The sequence below is a fragment of the Paenibacillus sp. LBL genome (genome assembly GCF_029893715.1).
Taxonomy (GTDB): domain Bacteria; phylum Bacillota; class Bacilli; order Paenibacillales; family Paenibacillaceae; genus Paenibacillus_AQ; species Paenibacillus_AQ glucanolyticus.
In genome coordinates this window covers 422176-439663 of the sequence record NZ_JARXYU010000001.1, presented here as the reverse complement: position 1 = coordinate 439663, position 17488 = coordinate 422176, and the positions used below count along the sequence as shown (strand labels likewise).

Sequence of the window (17488 nt, the reverse complement as noted above, 5' to 3'; positions counted from 1 at the left end):
ATGAGAACGCTGGTATTTTACGATGAACATTTTCCTTATGAAGGCGAGCGCCCGTCCGAGAAGGCGCTGGAACAATTGCGAGGATGGGGGGAGGTTGCTGATGTTGCGGCTGTAGGAGAGCGGCTGGCGGAAGGCGGCTGGGACGTGCTCCTGCATCTGCATGGACCGTACTTTCCGAAAGCGGCATGGACGACCATCGAGGCATATCTGAAGACCGGTGGAGGTTTAGTGCATGCGGGTGGTGTGCCTTTCCGCAGACCTGTTCGAGAGCTGGACGGAGCCTGGCATATCGAACGCGAACAGTTGGCTTATCATCAGCGAATGGATATCCACGATGTGCTGAAGGTCGATGTGTCGCGCGTCCAGGGGCTGAAGACCTCCGCCGAGTATCCAATCCTGCAGGGGCGCGGGGATCTGTTCGGCATCGAGCCGACCTGGGGCTTGACGCTGCATCCGACCAAAGCAAGTGATATTCCGTCCGAGATGGGGGCAGGCGGTCCGATGGACGCCGTTATCTCACCGCTGCTGACAGGTGTGGATCGAGATCAGCGCGAGCGGTCTGCTCCGATTGTCATGTTAGAGCAGCATAAAGGTGATTTCGCAGGCGGGCGCTGGATTCTGATCAACCAGCAGCTGCGGGCTTCGTTCTGGGAGACGGAAGGGCTTGACGTTCTGAAAGATTTGGCCGAATACGCTGGAATGGGCGTTACGGAGCTGTGGCTGAAGCCGAATTATGCTTCCTACGAGCCGGGCGAGGAGATGCGATTGACGGTTCAGCTTCAGGCTCTGTCCAGAACGTCCGTCCCGGCATCACGCTGGCATTTTGCGGTTTGCGTCATGAAGAAAGACAACGGAGAGATTGTCTGGACCGGGCACGCGAGGTCGGAAGCCGGTATGGAGCAGCGGGATCTGCAGCAGCTTCACTTGTCTGTGCCGGTAAGGCTGGAAGCGGGCCTGTACCGGATCGTGTGCGAAGCCGAGTCCGAGTCCGGGGAGCGTCGCTGCCTGACCCAAGCGGTCTGGGGTGTTGACCGTCCTCTGCTGCAAGCTGGGGAAAGGCTGGAATGCGGGCGCGATTACTTCCGCCGCGGAGGCCGATCTGTTCCGATCGTTGGGATGACATATATGACCTCCGACGTCGCGCGGAAATTTCTCCATCTGCCAAACGTTCAGCGGTGGGATGCGGATATGGCGGAGATGAAGAGGGCAGGGATCAATCTGATCCGGACAGGCATTTGGACAGGATACCGAATGATCATGTTTGCCGACGGCCATGCGACTGAGGACGTGATGCGGGCGATCGATGCCTTTATTCTGACCGCCAAGCGACATGAGCTGGAAGTGACATTTACCTTCTTCTCCTTCGCTCCAGAGGCTTGGGAAGGCGTGAATCCGTATCTGGATCCGCGATCGGTGGAAGCACAGAAACGCTTCATTGCTTCTATCGTAGGGCGTCACAGGGGAACGACCAACGTGCATTGGGACTTGATCAATGAGCCTTCGCTGTTCGATCCGAAGCGGATCTTCGAGGGGCCGGTATCGATAGGGGACCGGTTCGAACGACAAGCCTGGTCCGAGTGGCTGCGGCAGCGCCATGGGAATGATCTCTCGCTGCTTCAGGAGCGCTGGAACATGACGCCGGGTGAACTACCGTCATTCGACTCCGCACCGACGCCGAGTCCTGACGATAAGCTGTTCAACAGCGTGCTGCAGCCGAAGAAGTGGGGGCCGTGGCTTGACTTCACGCTGTTTACCATGGATATGCACAACCGGTGGGCATCTGAGCTCATCGGCACTATTCGCCGCTCCGATCCCCGTCAGCTGGTGACGGTCGGGCAGGATGAAGGCATCTGCTCCCAGCGCCCGTCGCCGTCGTTCTACGGCCCTGTCGTTGATTACACTACGGTCCACTCCTGGTGGCAGAACGATCACCTGGCGTGGGACGGCATCTTTACCAAGACGCCGGACAAGCCAAATCTGGTCCAGGAGACCGGCATCATGCACGTGCAGCGTCCGGACGGCATCGCCAAGCGGACGGAGGAGGAGCTGCGCAGCATCCTGGAACGCAAGTATGCCTATGCGTTTTCGACCGGAGGCGCGGGGGCCGTGCAGTGGATATGGAATATTAATTACTTCATGGATAACGCCAATGAATCCAATATCGGGGCGCTTCGGGCGGATGGAACGCAGAAGCCCGAGGCCGATGTGTCCTATGACTTCGGCAGCTTCATGAAGGAAGCATCCGTCCTGTTTGACGATGAGCGGCAGCTTGAAGATCTCGTCGTCGTTTACCCGTACTCGAATGATTTTTCCAGCAGGAAGCTGGCATACGAAGCGACAACGAGGGCCATGCGCACGCTAACGTTCGGGATGAATGTCCATCCACGCGGTATCGGCGAATACCAGTTGGCAGACCTGAAGCGCTATCCGGCCAAGCTCATCATCGTGCCAAGCGCGCACAACTTCGACGATGAAGCGTTTGCCATGCTCCTTGAGCTGGCAAGGGAGGGCAGTACCGTCCTGTGGACCGGACCGCTGCGCACCGATGCTTATTGGGGGGAGGCACTGCACCGCCTGCAGGCAGAGATCGGCGAGACCGTCCAGGCCAACGTGCTTCGGGAAGAAATGCTGGAGCTGGCGGGTGAGCGGTTTGCCGTTTCATATGGTGAGCGGAAGATCAATGCGCTGGCAGTGGATCGTCCGCTGAGTCGGTTGGATGGAGCGCTGGAGCCCTTCACGGTAACCTTGGGCAAGGGACGATTTATCTGGTGTCCGCTCCCGGTTGAAATGAATGAGCGCTGGGAACCGATCCAGGCTCTGTATGCGGAAGCCCTTCGCTCCGCGGCCATTTTGCCCGAGCTGGAATGGCTGAAGGGGGGCGAACTCCCGGGGATATATGGCCGCAAGCTGGCATTCGGACAAGGAAGCCTCTATGTCTTTGTCTCCGAGCACGCGGCAAGCGCAGAAATCGAAGTAAGAGACCCGGTTTCCGGGACGGGTTACGCCTTCGTGTTGGAACGGGAGCGAACGGTCATGTTCATGACCGATGCGGAGGGACAGGTGCGAACGGTATACCGGCCGGAGGAGGTTCATATTTGGCAGAGCCCATCGTCCAGACCTTGAGTCGTACGCCCTTCCTCAACAGGCAGGAAGAGGGCTCGATGGAATTCGACTTAGGTACTGCGCGGTGATGCAGCTTTACTGAAGGACACGTTGAGGGAGGTTTTCTCGGCTGATGAATCAGATCGAGAAGCCTCTTTTTTCGTATCGGGGAACATATCATAGGGCAACCCCCACTGTGGTTTTGCGGGTGACGGTGGAAGGGAAATCGGTCAGCTGAAGTGCTGAACGATCACAAAAAGGATTTCCGGAACCCATGGAGAATACGCTTATACGGGCGGTTCCATGCTCATATCGAAGGAAAATTCGGGTTTATTAGACGGAATCGAGTGTTGTTATCTGCATCGTAAATTGCTGAGCGGTCGATATCAGGAATAAGCGAGGAGTGATATGAATGAACGAACAATTCCTTCAATTATACGACTATAACGTTTGGGCGAATGATAGAGTATTGGAACATCTTCAAACATTGCCGGACGACGTGTTCTTTCAAGAAGTGAATGTAGGCTTCAAATCCATTGCGGAAGTTGTCGGCCATCTTGCAGCCGCGGATGAAGTTTGGTTTGCCCGGATCAAGGAAGAAGTTTCTCCTGCCCTAGTCTCGAAATCATTTGCTAGCATTGAGGCAGCTCGTCATTATATGAGCCAGACCCAGACACAGAACCGCGAATACTTGGCATCGGTTCACGATATGGGAAAGCACGTGACGTATAACAAGCATCAGAATTCGATTTCGGAGATTGTTCAACAGGTCGTAAACCATGGAACCTACCATAGAGGCAATATCACCACGATTCTTCGGCATTTGGGACATAAGGGGATATTAACGGATTACATTGCCTTTTTATGGGCGAGGGCGTAATTCCATTATTACAGTCTAAATAAAGGGACTCCCTGTTACATGACAGACTTTTATGTGGCTGGCGTTCAAGCAGGACCTGAATGTTATGTTAATATAGTTGAAGTATGATGGAATTGAAAGGATGGTTAACATGATTCAATCGATTGTCCATATCGCATTGGTCGTGAAGGATTATGATGAGGCCATAGCCTTTTACACCGGGAAGCTGAACTTTACCTTGGTTGAAGATACCTATCAGCCTGAACAAGACAAACGCTGGGTGGTCGTAGCTCCTCCTGGGTCAGTTGGCACTACGATATTGCTTGCCAAAGCGTCCAAGCCTGAACAAGAGCCTTTTATCGGAAATCAGTCTGGAGGCAGAGTATTCCTGTTCTTGAATACGGATGATTTTTGGAGAGATTATCATGAAATGGTATCGAGAGGTATCGAGTTTGTGAGAGAACCCAAAGAGCAGGATTACGGCATGGTGGCTGTGTTCAAGGATTTATACGGGAATCTGTGGGATTTGCTGGATCTGAAAGAGAATCATCCATTGATGAAACGGATGAAGTAAGCCAAAATACATAGATTGTATGTCTAAGAAACGTACAGGAGGGGACTCACAGCATGTCCAACATTCTGAATGTGATTGTCATTGCAGCTCACCCGGATGAGCCTGAAATTTACGCGGGGGCCATTTCGGCTTTATATGCAGAAATGGGCCACAGGGTGAAGTTTGTTACGTTAACGGATGGATGCTGCGGTCATCATGAGATGTGCGGAGAAGAACTAATCGCTCGCCGCAAACAAGAAGCGGATGAAGCGGCGAAGCATCTTGGCGTCCTGGAATATGTCGTACTGCCCATTCCGGATGGGGAGTTGATGCCGACACCGGAAGTACGCAAGGAAGTGATTCGTCAAATTCGGGGCTGGGAGGCGGATATCGTCATTACCTTCCATCCGGATGGGCCGGGTCATGTGGACAACCGCAACGCAGGGAAAATCGTACGGGATGCGGCAGATTTTGTGGCAAAGGTGCCCAATGCGGTACCGGAAGTGCCGTCCTTGAAGAAATCCCCGATATTCTTGCTGATGCCGGACTATGCGGCAAGGGCAGCCTATTCACCGGATATCGTCATTGATGCGGGAAGCGTGATCGAGAAGAAATTGCGGGCCTGTGACGCGCATGCTTCCCAATTCTATGAATTTGCTCCATGGCAAGGCGATTTCTTGCATGAAGTACCAGATAATTGGGAAGAGAAGCGGACGTTCATTCTGAAGTATTGGGATCGTTTCCTGCGTGTGTCCGATGAAGTGCTGCCAACGCTTTCGAAGCTGTATGGTCAAGATTACGCAGCAAGCGTTCGATATGCAGAGCCGTTCGAAATCGCGAATTATGGCAGAAGACCGAATGAAGATGAAATGAAGACCTTGTTTCCTATGTTAACAACGAGTGCACGCGTGTGATCTAATTCAAGATAATTAAGACATACAAAAGAGCGGATTCCTCTCAAAGGAAATCCGCTTTCTTTTATGATCGAGCAATCCAACATATGCATTTGGCCATCTCTACTAGACTTTTTCTATAGGTGTTTCTACAGCAGGACAAAACCCGGGGTTCGTCGAACATAAGAGCTCGGCAAATTGCGGTTGGAGTTTGGTTAGTTCAGCAAAATAACTTCCAATTACATGATTGGCGCTAACCGAACCATTCTGGAAGTTGAGCGGGTTGTGGGTGTGGACATGACTGTAATAATATTTTTTTTCCCGTTTTGGCACCTTGTAGATATGCGGGGGTGCATGTGTCACAACGTCGAACAGGTTGGCGATGCGGAAGCTGCTCCGAACGTACTTCGTATAGGCCATAGCAAAATCGGGATCGCCTACACGGGGTGACCCATATGTAAACACATAGGGGGTAGTGTGGTCCGTGTTGGCGGCAATATCTACAGCACACAGCGTCGCAAGTGCTCCGCCAAGACTGTGGCCTGTGATATACAAGGTCTTGTCATGAGGCAGCCTGTTAAGCGCGGACATAATCTGGCCTCGGGTGGAGGCGTAGATGTTGGTGAAGCCGCGATGCGTGAGAGAGGGCTCTTTAATATATTTGAAGTTTTTTTGGGAAGCGATGGCATCTGAGATCCAATCTGTTGTGGAGAGAGTCCCCCGAAAGGCAATAATAATCTCATCCGGAGATTCAAGGATAAACCCGAAGCGTTCCGCCACGCCGATTAAGGAGTTCGCTTCAATGGTGTCGTGGAGCGAGTAACGCAGCGGCAGGACAAATGAGCCATCCGTATTGGTGAATTGTGTATAGGTCTGTCCACAGATGGCTGCCAGGAAAATGGCCCACTGTTCTTGTTCCATGCTTGTACCCATGCATATCCCGCCCTTCTGTTCTCCTACACTATATTAGGGAGCGGAGGGAATGGTGCCTAGATGCTCCAAAATGGCGAGTTACACCTCGATCCAAAGGGAATTTGCCGGATTTATTACTCAGAAGGTTTTGGAACAGGCAACTTATATGGTACGATTCAAGAGACATTCATAGGACGACCGATGTATAAGCATATGTGCGCCTTCAGATTGTACTTAATGATCACTAGAGAGCAGGGTTATATAGAATGACAGACAATACTCAACAACGCTTCCGTTTCAGCGAAGCGCCCATCTGGGATTTACAACGGACTTATTATGAAGAGCTGGGGATGAAAGCCTGGAATAATGACCAGGTCCCGCAATATATTACGAGCAACCCCATGATTGCAACGGCTTACGCCGAAGTTATATTCGGATTCCTTCGGGACCGGGCCAGTCAAGGGGATATGACCGAGCCCGTTACCATTTTGGAGCTAGGGGCCGGAGCGGGGCGGCTCGGATACCATATCCTGCATAAGCTGTGCGAGCTGAGAGATTATGCAGGAATTGCGCTGCCCCCTTTTCGCTATGTCATGACCGATCTGCCGCAGAAAAATGTCTCCGCTTGGAACCAACATCCTGCGATGCAAACTTATATCGAGCAGGGACTGCTGGATTTCGCAAGGTTTGATGCCGTGCATGACAAGGAATTGAATTTGGTGGTATCGAAGACAACGATCCGACCCGGGGACCTGAAGCAGCCGCTGCTGATTATTGCTAACTATTTCTTTGACGGCATTCCGCAAGAGCTGATTTACGTGGGGGAAGGGAAGATTTTTGAGAGCGATGTTGTCATCGACTTTCCGGAGCAGTATGAGAAGCTTAAGCCGTCTGAAGCGCTGGAGCGAATGAAGCTGGCTTTCGAGCACCGGCGGGCACCCAAATATGAAGAGGAAACCTATCCGTATCGCGATGTGATTGCCCATTACCAGCAAGAGCTGGAGGATTCCCATATCCTGTTTCCGGAGGTGGGGTTGAACTGCCTGGAGCGACTGAATCAGTTGTCAACGTCAGGGTTTCTGCTCCTTACGGCAGATAAGGGAGATCATCGCCTCGAGAACTGGAAATTTGCAGAACCGCCGCAATTGATTTACCATGGCAGCTTCTCGTTAACAACGAACTATCATGCCTTGCAGCATGTGTTCGAGCAAAGAGGTGCGGAGGCGATATTCCCCACCCAGCATTATAAAAATATTAACATCGGCTGCATACTCATGCTGGAAGAGCCAACGACATATGCTAATACTCGGCTGGCTTACCGCCAGTTTATCGAACGCTTCGGACCTGATGAGTTCTTCCTCTTGAAGGAATGGATCGATCGGAATATTGAAAGCATGGGGATTCAGCAGATTTTGTCCTTTTGGCGTTTGGGTGGTTATGACGCAGAGTTCTTCATCCAGAGCGCCAAGCGCATCTCGAATCTGCTGCCGGAAGCCAATGATGAAGAAATGCTGGATATCCGTAAGGGCATATACATCATGTGGTCATCGTACTACGTGATGGAGCAGCGTTATGACCTGGCTCTGGATGCGGGGCTGGTGCTCTTTGAGATGGATATGTACGAGGATGCGATGTTCTTCCTGAAAGAATCCGTTGAAACGGATGAAGATGAACCTGTGCCCACGGTTTTATATTGTCTCGCAATCTGCTGTTACGAGCTTGAACTCGACGAAGAGGCACTGGAATACACGCGCCAGGCGCTCGTTCTGGAGCCGGATCATGAAGAGGCATTAGCTTTGTTGAAATGCTTTGAGTAAATTCAGGAAAAGAATAGAAATAGCACACTCGACCCGGCCCAGAGAATTTCGCAGCCGGGTTGTGCTGCGTAAACCAGTCTGAGCTGGCAGATCAATTAGTACAGATAGCATCTGCGAAGATTGAAGTAGTGGAGTATAATGAATAAGGCATGGATAACAAAATGATGCTGACAGAAATAATACTCACAGAAATAATACAATGATAGGTGAAAACAATGAGAATAGCTTTTTTTGATTCAGGGTTAGGCGGATTAACCGTGTTGTCAGCGGCGATGAGGGAGCTGCCGCAGGAGGACTTTTTATTTTTTGCCGATACCCTGCACGTTCCTTACGGTACCAAAGCCAAGGAGGACGTCAAATCCTACATACATGATGCCATAAAAACCATTATGCAGGAAGAAGTCAAGGCCATTGTGATTGCGTGCAACACGGCTACAAGCATGGCGATATCCGAGCTTAGGAGGACTTATCCTATTCCGATTATTGGTATGGAGCCTGCCGTAAAACCAGCTGTAGAAATCAATCGGTCCAGCGGCAAGCGAATCCTGGTGTTTGCCACCCCATTAACACTAAGGGAATCGAAGTATCGGGATCTGGTCAGACGAGTTGATAGCATGCATATCGTGGACTCCTTGCCTCTGCCAGAGCTGGTGGAATACTGCGAAGCTTTGAATTTTGACCAAAAAATCATGAATGCTTACTTTACCGAGAAGCTTGACGGCTTCGATCTGAACGAGTATGGGACCGTAGTGCTGGGCTGCACCCACTACCCTTTTTACAAGAAGATCTTATCGGATCTGTTGCCTGAACACATCCAAATTATAGACGGCAGTACAGGAACCGTGAACAGGCTGATCCAAGTCTTGCGTGCGAATGATCTGCTCAGCTCCAGCGGTACGCAGGATGTCAGGCTATTAAATTCGAGCCAATCGATGGAGTACGCAGAGAAGATGGAGAAAGCACTGAGCATATACAGGGAAATAGAGAATAGGCAACAGGGATATCCAGAGAGGAATTGAACCCGCTCGCAGCGTCCTCAGTGGCTATTGACCAAAACAACGAATAAAATATGACTGACTACCCATGACCCGACCTAGGATAAGCTTTATTCTTAAGGCCGGGTTGTGTCGTATGGAGGGAGTTATGGCAGGTATTCGCTATTGATCATATGAAGGAGGTTTCATCCAAAGCGATATGAGTCCTATTCTCCATCGCGAGGAGCTTGGAAGCAATCTGTCCCCGTAAACAAGTACATCGAACATGGGGAAAATATTGAACTGACAACAGGCAGGTTAGTTCACTCTAGCATGGAAAGGATGCAGTTACACATGATCGAATTCATCGTTATTATCCTGATTGTGGGTTTGGCCGGGATAATCAGCAATCAATATTCTGCACTGAGAAGATTGGATCGTATGCAGCGTTCACTGGATGAGCTAAACGTCCGGTTGCAAGAGATGAAGGATAATGAGCACAGACGATGACCCGAACAGCCGGATATTCGTTTTCATGAGGTGACGGTTTGCATAGGAAGTTGAGGCGTTTAATTCAGATAGAAGCGGGAGTATGACGATCATGACCCCTTTTAAGAATGGCAAAAAAGAAATCAGAACGCAGTTTGAGATCAATCTGCTGCAGCAAGCACAGGCCAAAGTACCAGGGAAACCTCATCTCCCTTGGACATATGAAGTTATTAGGCGTGACTATACAAATGTAGGGTGAGAGGTCAGCATGTCCAAACGAAGTCTCAGAGATTTGATCTATGTGAATGGGAAGGAGTATCATGCTTTTATTCCTATGGTATTGAGTTCTATGAATTTATGTCCTGTGTCCGTCATCGACCGGAGCATCTGATTCTCCTTAAACACAAGTTCGATGATGCGCGGCGGAATATTCATTCCGGATTTGATTATGTGACACCTCAAGAAATTTCAAGATTATTGGAAGATGACGTATACGGTTATGGAGATTTTTGCTGGGTTGATGTGCAGAAGGAAGAAGCTCTTGATCAATTAACCAAAATGAAGATTGGGGAATTATTAACCTTTGCTCATCTTGCCGAACCCTTGCAGGTAATACCTAAAGTAAGATTTTCTTACTACGCCCATGATGATGGGTGGTTTAATAAGCTGTATGTGTCTGATCTTGAAGATTATAAGATACTGTTGTCTAAAGTAATCGTATCCAAATTACATAGATTAACGCGGCGAAAAATTGGGGATATCCCAGATGATGTTGCCAACGTTCTAATGGAGTCTACGAAAGAAGGATTGTTTATGGATTTTTCCAAGATAGTGAGGAGCAGAGTCAGCCTCAGATTGCCTATTACTGCAGTAGGACATTATCAGGATATGGACAAGGTGTATGAATATAGAGATGAGATAACCGAGCACAAGCTGTGGTTGTCTTACACGAACAGAAAATGGAGTCTAGTATATCATCTGGGATGAAGACGAACAGAAGCAGAGCGAGAGAAGAACAGAAGTTTAAGATGCATTTGCAGCATATTAGAACGGGAGACAGCAATCTATGATAAAATATAATATTTGTTTTGTTCGACGTGGTCATGAGATTTTACTATTAAATCGGGATTACGCGCCATGGATGGGGTGCTGGAATGGAGTAGGGGGCAAGCTGGAGGGCAATGAAACGCCCAGGGAATCGATGATTCGTGAGCTGTATGAGGAGACTCAGATTCAGGAATGCAGCTTAACATTCAAAGGTCTTATCACTTGGACAGCAGATGGCAAAAATCCGGGTGGGATGTACCTTTATGTCGCGGACATACCTGAGGATTACAGCTATGTTACTCCGATTAAAACAGACGAGGGGATATTGGATTGGAAGTCCACGGAATGGATTTTGTCCAAAGGGAATGTTGGAATCGCTGCCAATATTCCGGCATCACTCGAAACGATCTTGCATGATCCGAATTGTTACGAACATCATTGCATATATAAAGATGGTAAATTATGGAAATATGTACCGACTGTGATTAGTGAATTGGTTGAAACGAATGAGAAACAGCGAGCCTCGTTATTTGAGAAGTACCTACATACATCACACGATCCGATTTATCGGTAAAGAGGACCATCTAGCTGAAGCTGAACAAATCATGAGCTGAATAATTAGTTGGTGATGTGACAAGGCCCCTTAAATTGAATCTGGATCGAAAATAAATTCATGGAGATATAAACATGAGGTATACATTACTGAAAAACAGTTTCGTTCCCGTATCATTTGGATTGCTGCTTGCGGCGATCTGGGTGCCGATTGGTATCATAACGTACATGAACACGTTGGCTGCAAGCATGACTCTAAAATACATCGTGCATTTTTTACTTGGACTTCCCTTGATTGTGGTCATATTTGGGCTTATTCTACTTAGAAAAAAATCCGCATATCACATATTTTCGATTTCATATTTGATCTTAACCTTCTTGATTACGGTGCTTATTCCCATAATTGCAGAGTCTCAAGTTTGAATGAGGGAGGGAATGCAGTTGGACACATTGCTTTTCAAGTCTTATATTCAGGAGATTTTTGGATCGTTGCTGGATGATTTTGAAGAAGATGACGAGTATGGCTTTCATCAATTTTCATCGGGTTCCTATAAAAGAATCGGCTATGCAACAAACATAACGCCAGAGATCGTCCAACAAGCCGCTGTACATAAGGTTGATCTGATCATCACGCATCATGATGCGTGGAGTTTTATGTATGGAATGAAAGAACGCTGCCTGGAGTTACTGAGGGAACATGGCATCGCCCATTTTTATGTTCACCTCCCTCTGGACTATGCTGAGTTTGGAACCTGCAATTCGTTACTGCTTGAGCTTGGGGTAGAGCGTATTGTTCAACCATCCCGTCATGTGGAGGGTGACAGTTCGGTAGGCATTGGGCAGCTCAAGTCCCCGACCACGATGGAAAAGCTCGTAGAAACCATGTCCTCTGTGCTAGGTGAGAACGTGTTCTATCAGAAGAACAGCGAAAAAGCGATTCAGAGAATCGGCATGGTAACGGGGGCAGGCAACGGCACCAATCAATTGAGAGAGGCTTTGAGCCATAACTGTGACGTTTACATTACCGGTGAAAAAACGCTCTATACCGTTCAATACGCCAGGTTTATCGGATTGAATATCATCGTGGGCAGTCATACCTTCACCGAAATTTTCGGTGTGCGTTCATTGGCGCAGAAACTTCAGGAAAGGTTCCGGGACATTGAAGTTATACAGCTTACCGAGGAGCATATTGAGGTTGTACATACTTAAAATGATGTCTATTAAACACGTTCCATCCAGTGGCTGAATGGAAAATAGGAGATGATGATCGTTGAACAAAGTAATCGATTATTATAATACGTTTGATGAATGGGGACGGTTGGATAGGGAGCCTGTTGAATTTATCGTTAATCTGCACCATATTTTGGCTATGTTACCTAAGAAAGGCCATGTGCTGGATAATGGAGCTGGTCCTGGGAAATATTCGATGGAGCTGGCGAAGAATGGTTTCGATGTTACCTTAACGGATCTTACGCCAAGACTGGTAGACATTTCGGTTGCAAAGGCAAAGGAATTGAATTTAGAAAAACAGTTTAAAGGCTTTCACAGTGCAGATGCCAAGGATTTGAGTATATTTCATGACGAATTATTCGATGCCTCGTTAATGATGGGACCGTTGTATCATTTGCAGTCGAGGGAAGATAGGGATACGGCAGTACAGGAATTGTACAGGGTTACTCGATCCGGCGGTTACGTATTCGTGGCTTTCATGACGAGAATCCGGCATTTAATGACTTCGTTAATGTACCCTGAACATTGGAAGCCTCATGATCATGTAAGCAGCATTAAGGAGTTTATGAAGACGGGAGTCTTTAATCATAGCGATGAAGGAAGGTTTACCGGAGCGTATTATTACAATATCGAGGATATCAAGCCGTTCATGGAATCGCATGGATTCGAAAGCATCAAGTTGATTGCGTCATCAAGCATAGCGGGGGCGCTCAAGCCGGAGCAGTTTGATTATTGGCGTTCTCGTGGGGAAGACGAATTCCATGAGGTTATGAAGATGATATACCAAGAAGCTGAGAATCCAAGCATCCTGGGGGTTTCATCTCATTTGTTGTATATTGGGCGGAAAAGAACAGAGCATCCGAGCATATAGAGGTTCTTGAATGAGAGAACTTTAGGAGGAATATGAAGATACGGATCCGAAGACTTTTTTTAAGTTACTAGGAGATATTAGAGATCATGTCTGTTGATCGGGTGAGGAAATAAGTGGATTTCAATGTACCGGTTTCGTGGGATACCTACATGATCATACATTGAGAAGGGGAGAACCATGAAAACATGACAAACCTAATCGTACACGAAGTGGCTGACCTGAATGCAGCAGACCTTACCGAGATTTTGAGGGAAAGTACGGAGGAAGGACATAGACACATCAATCGTTTACTCCGAGAATACATAACAGGAACGAACAGGTTTGATCAAGAGTCTGAGGCGTTGTTCGCATGTCGAATGGATCATAGATTGATCGGGATATGCGGATTGAACAGAGATCCTTATGCTGAGGCGAACATTGGCAGGGTTCGAAGGCTCTATGTGTTGAAGGAATTCCGTGGACATGGCGTAGGGCGAAGACTGGTTGAAGCTGTCATTCATATGGCAAGCAGCCATTATAGTAAACTTGTATTAAAAACAGATAATCCCCAAGCGAGTGAATTCTATAAGCGTTTAGGTTTTCGAGAGATTAGCAATAATGGCTTGGTCACACATGAACTCCAGTTTTGATCTAGTCTGTGAGATAAGCCACCTAACATTAGAAAGATGGAATTGTTGGTATCCCAACAGAAGCGTAACGGTTGGTGATTCTTTAGGAACAAAAAAGAAGGTACTGACATCTTAAGTCGCCATAATGGCGACTTTTTCATCATCTGGGATGAAGACAGGGGATTTGCCAATATTCGCGGCGAAGAAGTAGAAGAATATATTCTGAAGCAATCATTTTAGGATCATGGAGGTTCACATGAGCGGAAGTCAGTTCATCATCACAGGGACATCGAAAGGAATAGGCGAGCAACTGGCCTGTATGCTTGTCGAGAACGGGAATGTCGTGTATGGCATAGCGAGGGGAACATCGGATCGGCTAAGCAGCTCTGCCAATTATAGACACATTGCATACGATCTGAATGATACTTTGGGTCTTGAGAATGTAATGGACAGGCTATTTGAGTTGATTGACCCAGCCCATGCGGATATGATATGTCTCATTAATAATGCGTCGATGCTCGAACCGTTGAAGAGCATTGACTTGTGCGAACCGAAGGATATTCAGATGAACCTGCAGATCAGTCTGATCGCGCCAATGATCTTAACTTCCTCGTTTATCAAGAAAACGGAGGGGCTTTCCATTAGGAAGAAAATCATCAATATCTCGTCAGGATCAGGTGTTTATCCAGCACCCACCATGAGTGTGTATTGTACGGCGAAAGCCGGTATGAATATGTTTACGCAGAGTGTTGGAGCCGAGCAACGGAACCGACAGCACCCGGTAGAGATAATTGCGGTTAATCCCGGAATGGTGGAAACCGATATGCAGAGATTGGCCAGAAGCAAAAATGAGTCCGAATTTGACATGGCCCATGTTTTCGCGCAAGCGCACGAGTCTGGACAGCTGTTGTCTACGGAGGAAATCGGGTTGCATCTGCTGCATATCATCGACAAAGAGTTTGAACCTGGCCAGATTGTGAATTATAACGAGGTTTAAGGCGAAGGTGAAACAGTATATATAGGGTTTCTCGAATAGAGAAACTAGTCATTCATAGGAGGGATATACTCGTGCTCTATCATTTTAGCCAGGATTCGGATATTCAGAGATTTGAGCCCATGTGTGGAGGCTGGTGAGAAGACGAGTGAATCGGATATAGAGATGTTCTTCGGGATGTCAGGAACCCGCAGGATGTTTGCGATCGAAGCGGGGTGGTACGAAAGGGTTAGAAGAGGATACATTTGCCGTTATAGCTTTGATCCCGCTGATTTTGAATTATTTGATGCCAATGCAGGATATTATGTTGCCACGAACACAGTTGTCCCCATACATGTTGAACGGATGGATGATCTGGTGGCTTCAATATTGCAGGAAGGGATTGAGTTACGGGTTACCCCATCTCTCCAATTGCTGAAAGAGCGCATACTGTCTTCAACTGTGAATTTTTCGATGATTCGGATGAGGAATGCTGTTTAAGATTTTACAGTGGAAGAATGGAAGATGGTATATGTATGCCGCTGGATGGATGATTTGCTCTGACCAAGATGAATGATGATTAAACTGCCTAATTTGCTGCAATTGTACAGACATTTGCATGAACAAGATCCCGAATTGGAGCATAATGAACATTTGGCTGGATTATGGGATGAAATGATGCAGGATGATTATATTAACATTCTTGTGGTTGAGCTGGACGGGGAGCTGGTAGCAACGCGTGTACTGAATATATTGAAGAATTTAACTCGTAATGCAAGGCCGTATGCCTTGATTGAGAATGTGGTCACACATAAGGATTATAGAAGGCGAGGGCTTGGACGGAAGCTTCTGAATAAAGCCATTGAGATCTCACAGCAAAGAAATTGCTACAAAATGATGCTGCTGACAGGGCAGCCAGGGGAAGAAGTTCATCAGTTCTATCAAAGCCTAGGCTTTAGAAAAGATGTGAAGACAGGATATAATTTAAAACACGATTGAAGTAGATGATATATCAATTATCGGAGGAATAGGAGCATGGAAGAGGTCGTTGTCGCAGCGTACGATCCGGTATGGAGTCAAGCGTATGAACGGGAAAAATTAAAAATCATGTCTGCTCTGGAAGGACTCGATGTTCACATCGAACATATTGGGAGCACGTCCATCGAGGGCTTGGGATCAAAGCCGACCATCGATATGATGGCCGGTGTTTTTGAATTATCGCAGGTAAACGATCACTATATAAAGCGTCTGGCCGAGAGCGGATATGAATATGTTTTCAAACCGGAGTTCCCGGAGCGCTTGTTCTTTCGAAGAGGTCCATGGAGAGCGGGTACACATCATTTACATATCTACAAGTATCAAGGCTCGCAGTGGCACGATCAGATTCTGTTCAGGGAGTACCTGAAGAAACATTCGAAGACAAGGGATCAATACTATATGCTGAAAAAAAATCTCGAAATGCAATTCCGGCACGATCGGGTGGCCTACACCAACGGTAAGGCAGATTTCATCCGTGGCGTGATCGAACAGGCTCGAAGGGATATGGAGCTGTTTTAGCTTGTAGAAGATGAGGGGCATGTGAGTTTAAAAAGGGAGTGAGAGAGTTGGCCGAATATGAGTGGGATTCGAGGATTGAATACCTCAGAAATACGAGAGGGTTATATTACAATGATGACTACCTCGAGTTTCTTGTTACGACGGTGTGGAAGATAAACCGCGCCGTGAATATCGTTGATTACGGATGTGGTTATGGATATCTTGGACTTAAACTGCTGCCACTGTTACCTGCAGGCTCAACTTACACGGGCATCGATAAAGGTAATGATTTGCTGGAGGAAGCCAGAGATGTTTTTGGGAAGCTTCCTTATTCGACTGCATTCATTCAAGGAGATATTGAGCACATCGTAGCAGAGCGTGAATATGACATCGCACTCTGTCATGCTTTTCTGCTGCATATGAATCGTCCACAGACCATCCTTCAAAAGATGATCGACAGCGTACAAGACGGTGGCCTTGTTGTTTGTTTTGAACCACATTGGATCGCCAATGCAGCTAATTATGGCTTCGATGAATTACAGCATTCGGAGGTTGTACGTCTAGGGATATTGCAGAAGCTGTACGAAGCGGGTGCAAACGACAGTGGTAAAGACGGAAACATCGGCATCAAACTCCCGATACTTCTGAGCCAGCTCGGGCTGCGAAACGTCGAGTGCAGAGTGAGCGATAAAGTGAATTTTTTACATCGAAACATGGACGTTTCCGCCAAAGAACAGCTATTCCAATCGCTAAGAGAAGAGGGGATCGGACAAGAACCGGATGATCCCGCAACCATTGTGAAGCAGTTGATGCGGAGAGGTTTAACCGAGGAGGAAGCACAGGCGCAATACGCGGCAGAGCTCAGATTATTTCAGGAGTTTGATGAGAATTCGTATTTAACTTATGCACCGAATATGAAGATTTCTTTTGGCATGGTTAGAACAAATTCAACTTCTTAAGGAGTCCTATGCGTATTGGAGTAGCACGACATTTTAGAGTCAACCATAACCCGCAGCAAACTTGGATGACATCAAGCCAGTTCTAGGACAAAATGATTCCAAAAATAATTCAT

At 47.7% G+C, this 17488-nt stretch carries 19 protein-coding genes; 18 read left to right on the top strand and 1 reads right to left on the bottom strand.

Annotation, left to right across the window (positions count from 1 at the left end; all coding sequences use genetic code 11):
• From M2277_RS02160 to M2277_RS02145, 4 genes are all read left to right on the top strand, one after another.
• Nucleotides 1–3123, top strand: a complete 3123-nt coding sequence (locus M2277_RS02160) for a glycoside hydrolase 5 family protein (protein ID WP_280754036.1) — start codon at nucleotides 1–3, stop codon at nucleotides 3121–3123.
• 391 nt (nucleotides 3124–3514) lie between these two features.
• Complete coding sequence (locus M2277_RS02155; RefSeq protein ID WP_006211607.1) at nucleotides 3515–3982, top strand: DinB family protein; 468 nt, start codon at nucleotides 3515–3517, stop codon at nucleotides 3980–3982.
• 130 nt (nucleotides 3983–4112) lie between these two features.
• Nucleotides 4113–4535, top strand: a complete 423-nt coding sequence (locus M2277_RS02150; protein WP_280754035.1) for a VOC family protein — start codon at nucleotides 4113–4115, stop codon at nucleotides 4533–4535.
• A gap of 53 nt (nucleotides 4536–4588) precedes the next feature.
• Nucleotides 4589–5428, top strand: coding sequence for a PIG-L deacetylase family protein (locus M2277_RS02145; protein ID WP_280754034.1), 840 nt, complete (start codon nucleotides 4589–4591; stop codon nucleotides 5426–5428).
• Nucleotides 5429–5533: 105 nt separating this feature from the next.
• On the opposite strand, the gene M2277_RS02140 is transcribed toward M2277_RS02145, so the two are convergent.
• On the bottom strand, nucleotides 5534–6340 hold the full coding sequence (locus M2277_RS02140) for a lipase family protein (protein ID WP_280754033.1): 807 nt from the start codon (nucleotides 6338–6340) through the stop codon (nucleotides 5534–5536).
• 245 nt (nucleotides 6341–6585) lie between these two features.
• On the opposite strand from M2277_RS02140, the gene M2277_RS02135 reads away from it, so the two are divergent.
• The 14 genes from M2277_RS02135 to M2277_RS02070 all read left to right on the top strand — a co-directional run bounded on the left by M2277_RS02135 (nucleotide 6586) and on the right by M2277_RS02070 (nucleotide 17375).
• Nucleotides 6586–8136, top strand: a complete 1551-nt coding sequence (locus M2277_RS02135; protein ID WP_006211603.1) for an SAM-dependent methyltransferase — start codon at nucleotides 6586–6588, stop codon at nucleotides 8134–8136.
• A gap of 215 nt (nucleotides 8137–8351) precedes the next feature.
• Nucleotides 8352–9155: a glutamate racemase gene (murI, locus tag M2277_RS02130; RefSeq protein WP_148246814.1), complete on the top strand. Its 804-nt coding sequence runs from the start codon at nucleotides 8352–8354 to the stop codon at nucleotides 9153–9155.
• Nucleotides 9156–9464: 309 nt separating this feature from the next.
• Nucleotides 9465–9620, top strand: a complete 156-nt coding sequence (locus M2277_RS02125) for a hypothetical protein (protein WP_280754032.1) — start codon at nucleotides 9465–9467, stop codon at nucleotides 9618–9620.
• Nucleotides 9621–9711: 91 nt separating this feature from the next.
• Nucleotides 9712–9858 (top strand): hypothetical protein, encoded by a 147-nt coding sequence (locus M2277_RS02120; protein ID WP_280754031.1) that lies wholly within the window; start codon nucleotides 9712–9714, stop codon nucleotides 9856–9858.
• A gap of 191 nt (nucleotides 9859–10049) precedes the next feature.
• Nucleotides 10050–10586, top strand: coding sequence for a hypothetical protein (locus M2277_RS02115; protein WP_280754030.1), 537 nt, complete (start codon nucleotides 10050–10052; stop codon nucleotides 10584–10586).
• A gap of 79 nt (nucleotides 10587–10665) precedes the next feature.
• Nucleotides 10666–11220 carry an NUDIX hydrolase gene (locus M2277_RS02110; protein WP_063480164.1) on the top strand — a complete coding sequence of 185 codons (555 nt, stop codon included), beginning with the start codon at nucleotides 10666–10668 and terminating at the stop codon, nucleotides 11218–11220.
• Between the two features lie 419 nt (nucleotides 11221–11639).
• Entirely contained in the window at nucleotides 11640–12407 is a 768-nt protein-coding gene (locus M2277_RS02105) for a Nif3-like dinuclear metal center hexameric protein (RefSeq protein WP_063480162.1), read from the top strand.
• 61 nt (nucleotides 12408–12468) lie between these two features.
• Entirely contained in the window at nucleotides 12469–13299 is an 831-nt protein-coding gene (locus M2277_RS02100) for a class I SAM-dependent methyltransferase (RefSeq protein WP_006211597.1), read from the top strand.
• Nucleotides 13300–13484: 185 nt separating this feature from the next.
• Nucleotides 13485–13928 (top strand): GNAT family N-acetyltransferase, encoded by a 444-nt coding sequence (locus M2277_RS02095; RefSeq protein WP_063480161.1) that lies wholly within the window; start codon nucleotides 13485–13487, stop codon nucleotides 13926–13928.
• 235 nt (nucleotides 13929–14163) lie between these two features.
• Nucleotides 14164–14904: an SDR family NAD(P)-dependent oxidoreductase gene (locus tag M2277_RS02090; protein ID WP_082834432.1), complete on the top strand. Its 741-nt coding sequence runs from the start codon at nucleotides 14164–14166 to the stop codon at nucleotides 14902–14904.
• A 123-nt stretch (nucleotides 14905–15027) separates the two neighbouring features.
• Nucleotides 15028–15381, top strand: coding sequence for a DUF6886 family protein (locus tag M2277_RS02085; RefSeq protein WP_331000355.1), 354 nt, complete (start codon nucleotides 15028–15030; stop codon nucleotides 15379–15381).
• Nucleotides 15382–15453: 72 nt separating this feature from the next.
• Nucleotides 15454–15879, top strand: a complete 426-nt coding sequence (locus tag M2277_RS02080) for a GNAT family N-acetyltransferase (RefSeq protein ID WP_063480158.1) — start codon at nucleotides 15454–15456, stop codon at nucleotides 15877–15879.
• A 36-nt stretch (nucleotides 15880–15915) separates the two neighbouring features.
• Complete coding sequence (locus tag M2277_RS02075) at nucleotides 15916–16437, top strand: GrpB family protein (RefSeq protein WP_063480157.1); 522 nt, start codon at nucleotides 15916–15918, stop codon at nucleotides 16435–16437.
• A gap of 47 nt (nucleotides 16438–16484) precedes the next feature.
• Nucleotides 16485–17375, top strand: coding sequence for a class I SAM-dependent methyltransferase (locus tag M2277_RS02070; protein WP_063480156.1), 891 nt, complete (start codon nucleotides 16485–16487; stop codon nucleotides 17373–17375).
• The last annotated feature ends 113 nt before the right edge of the window (nucleotides 17376–17488 follow it).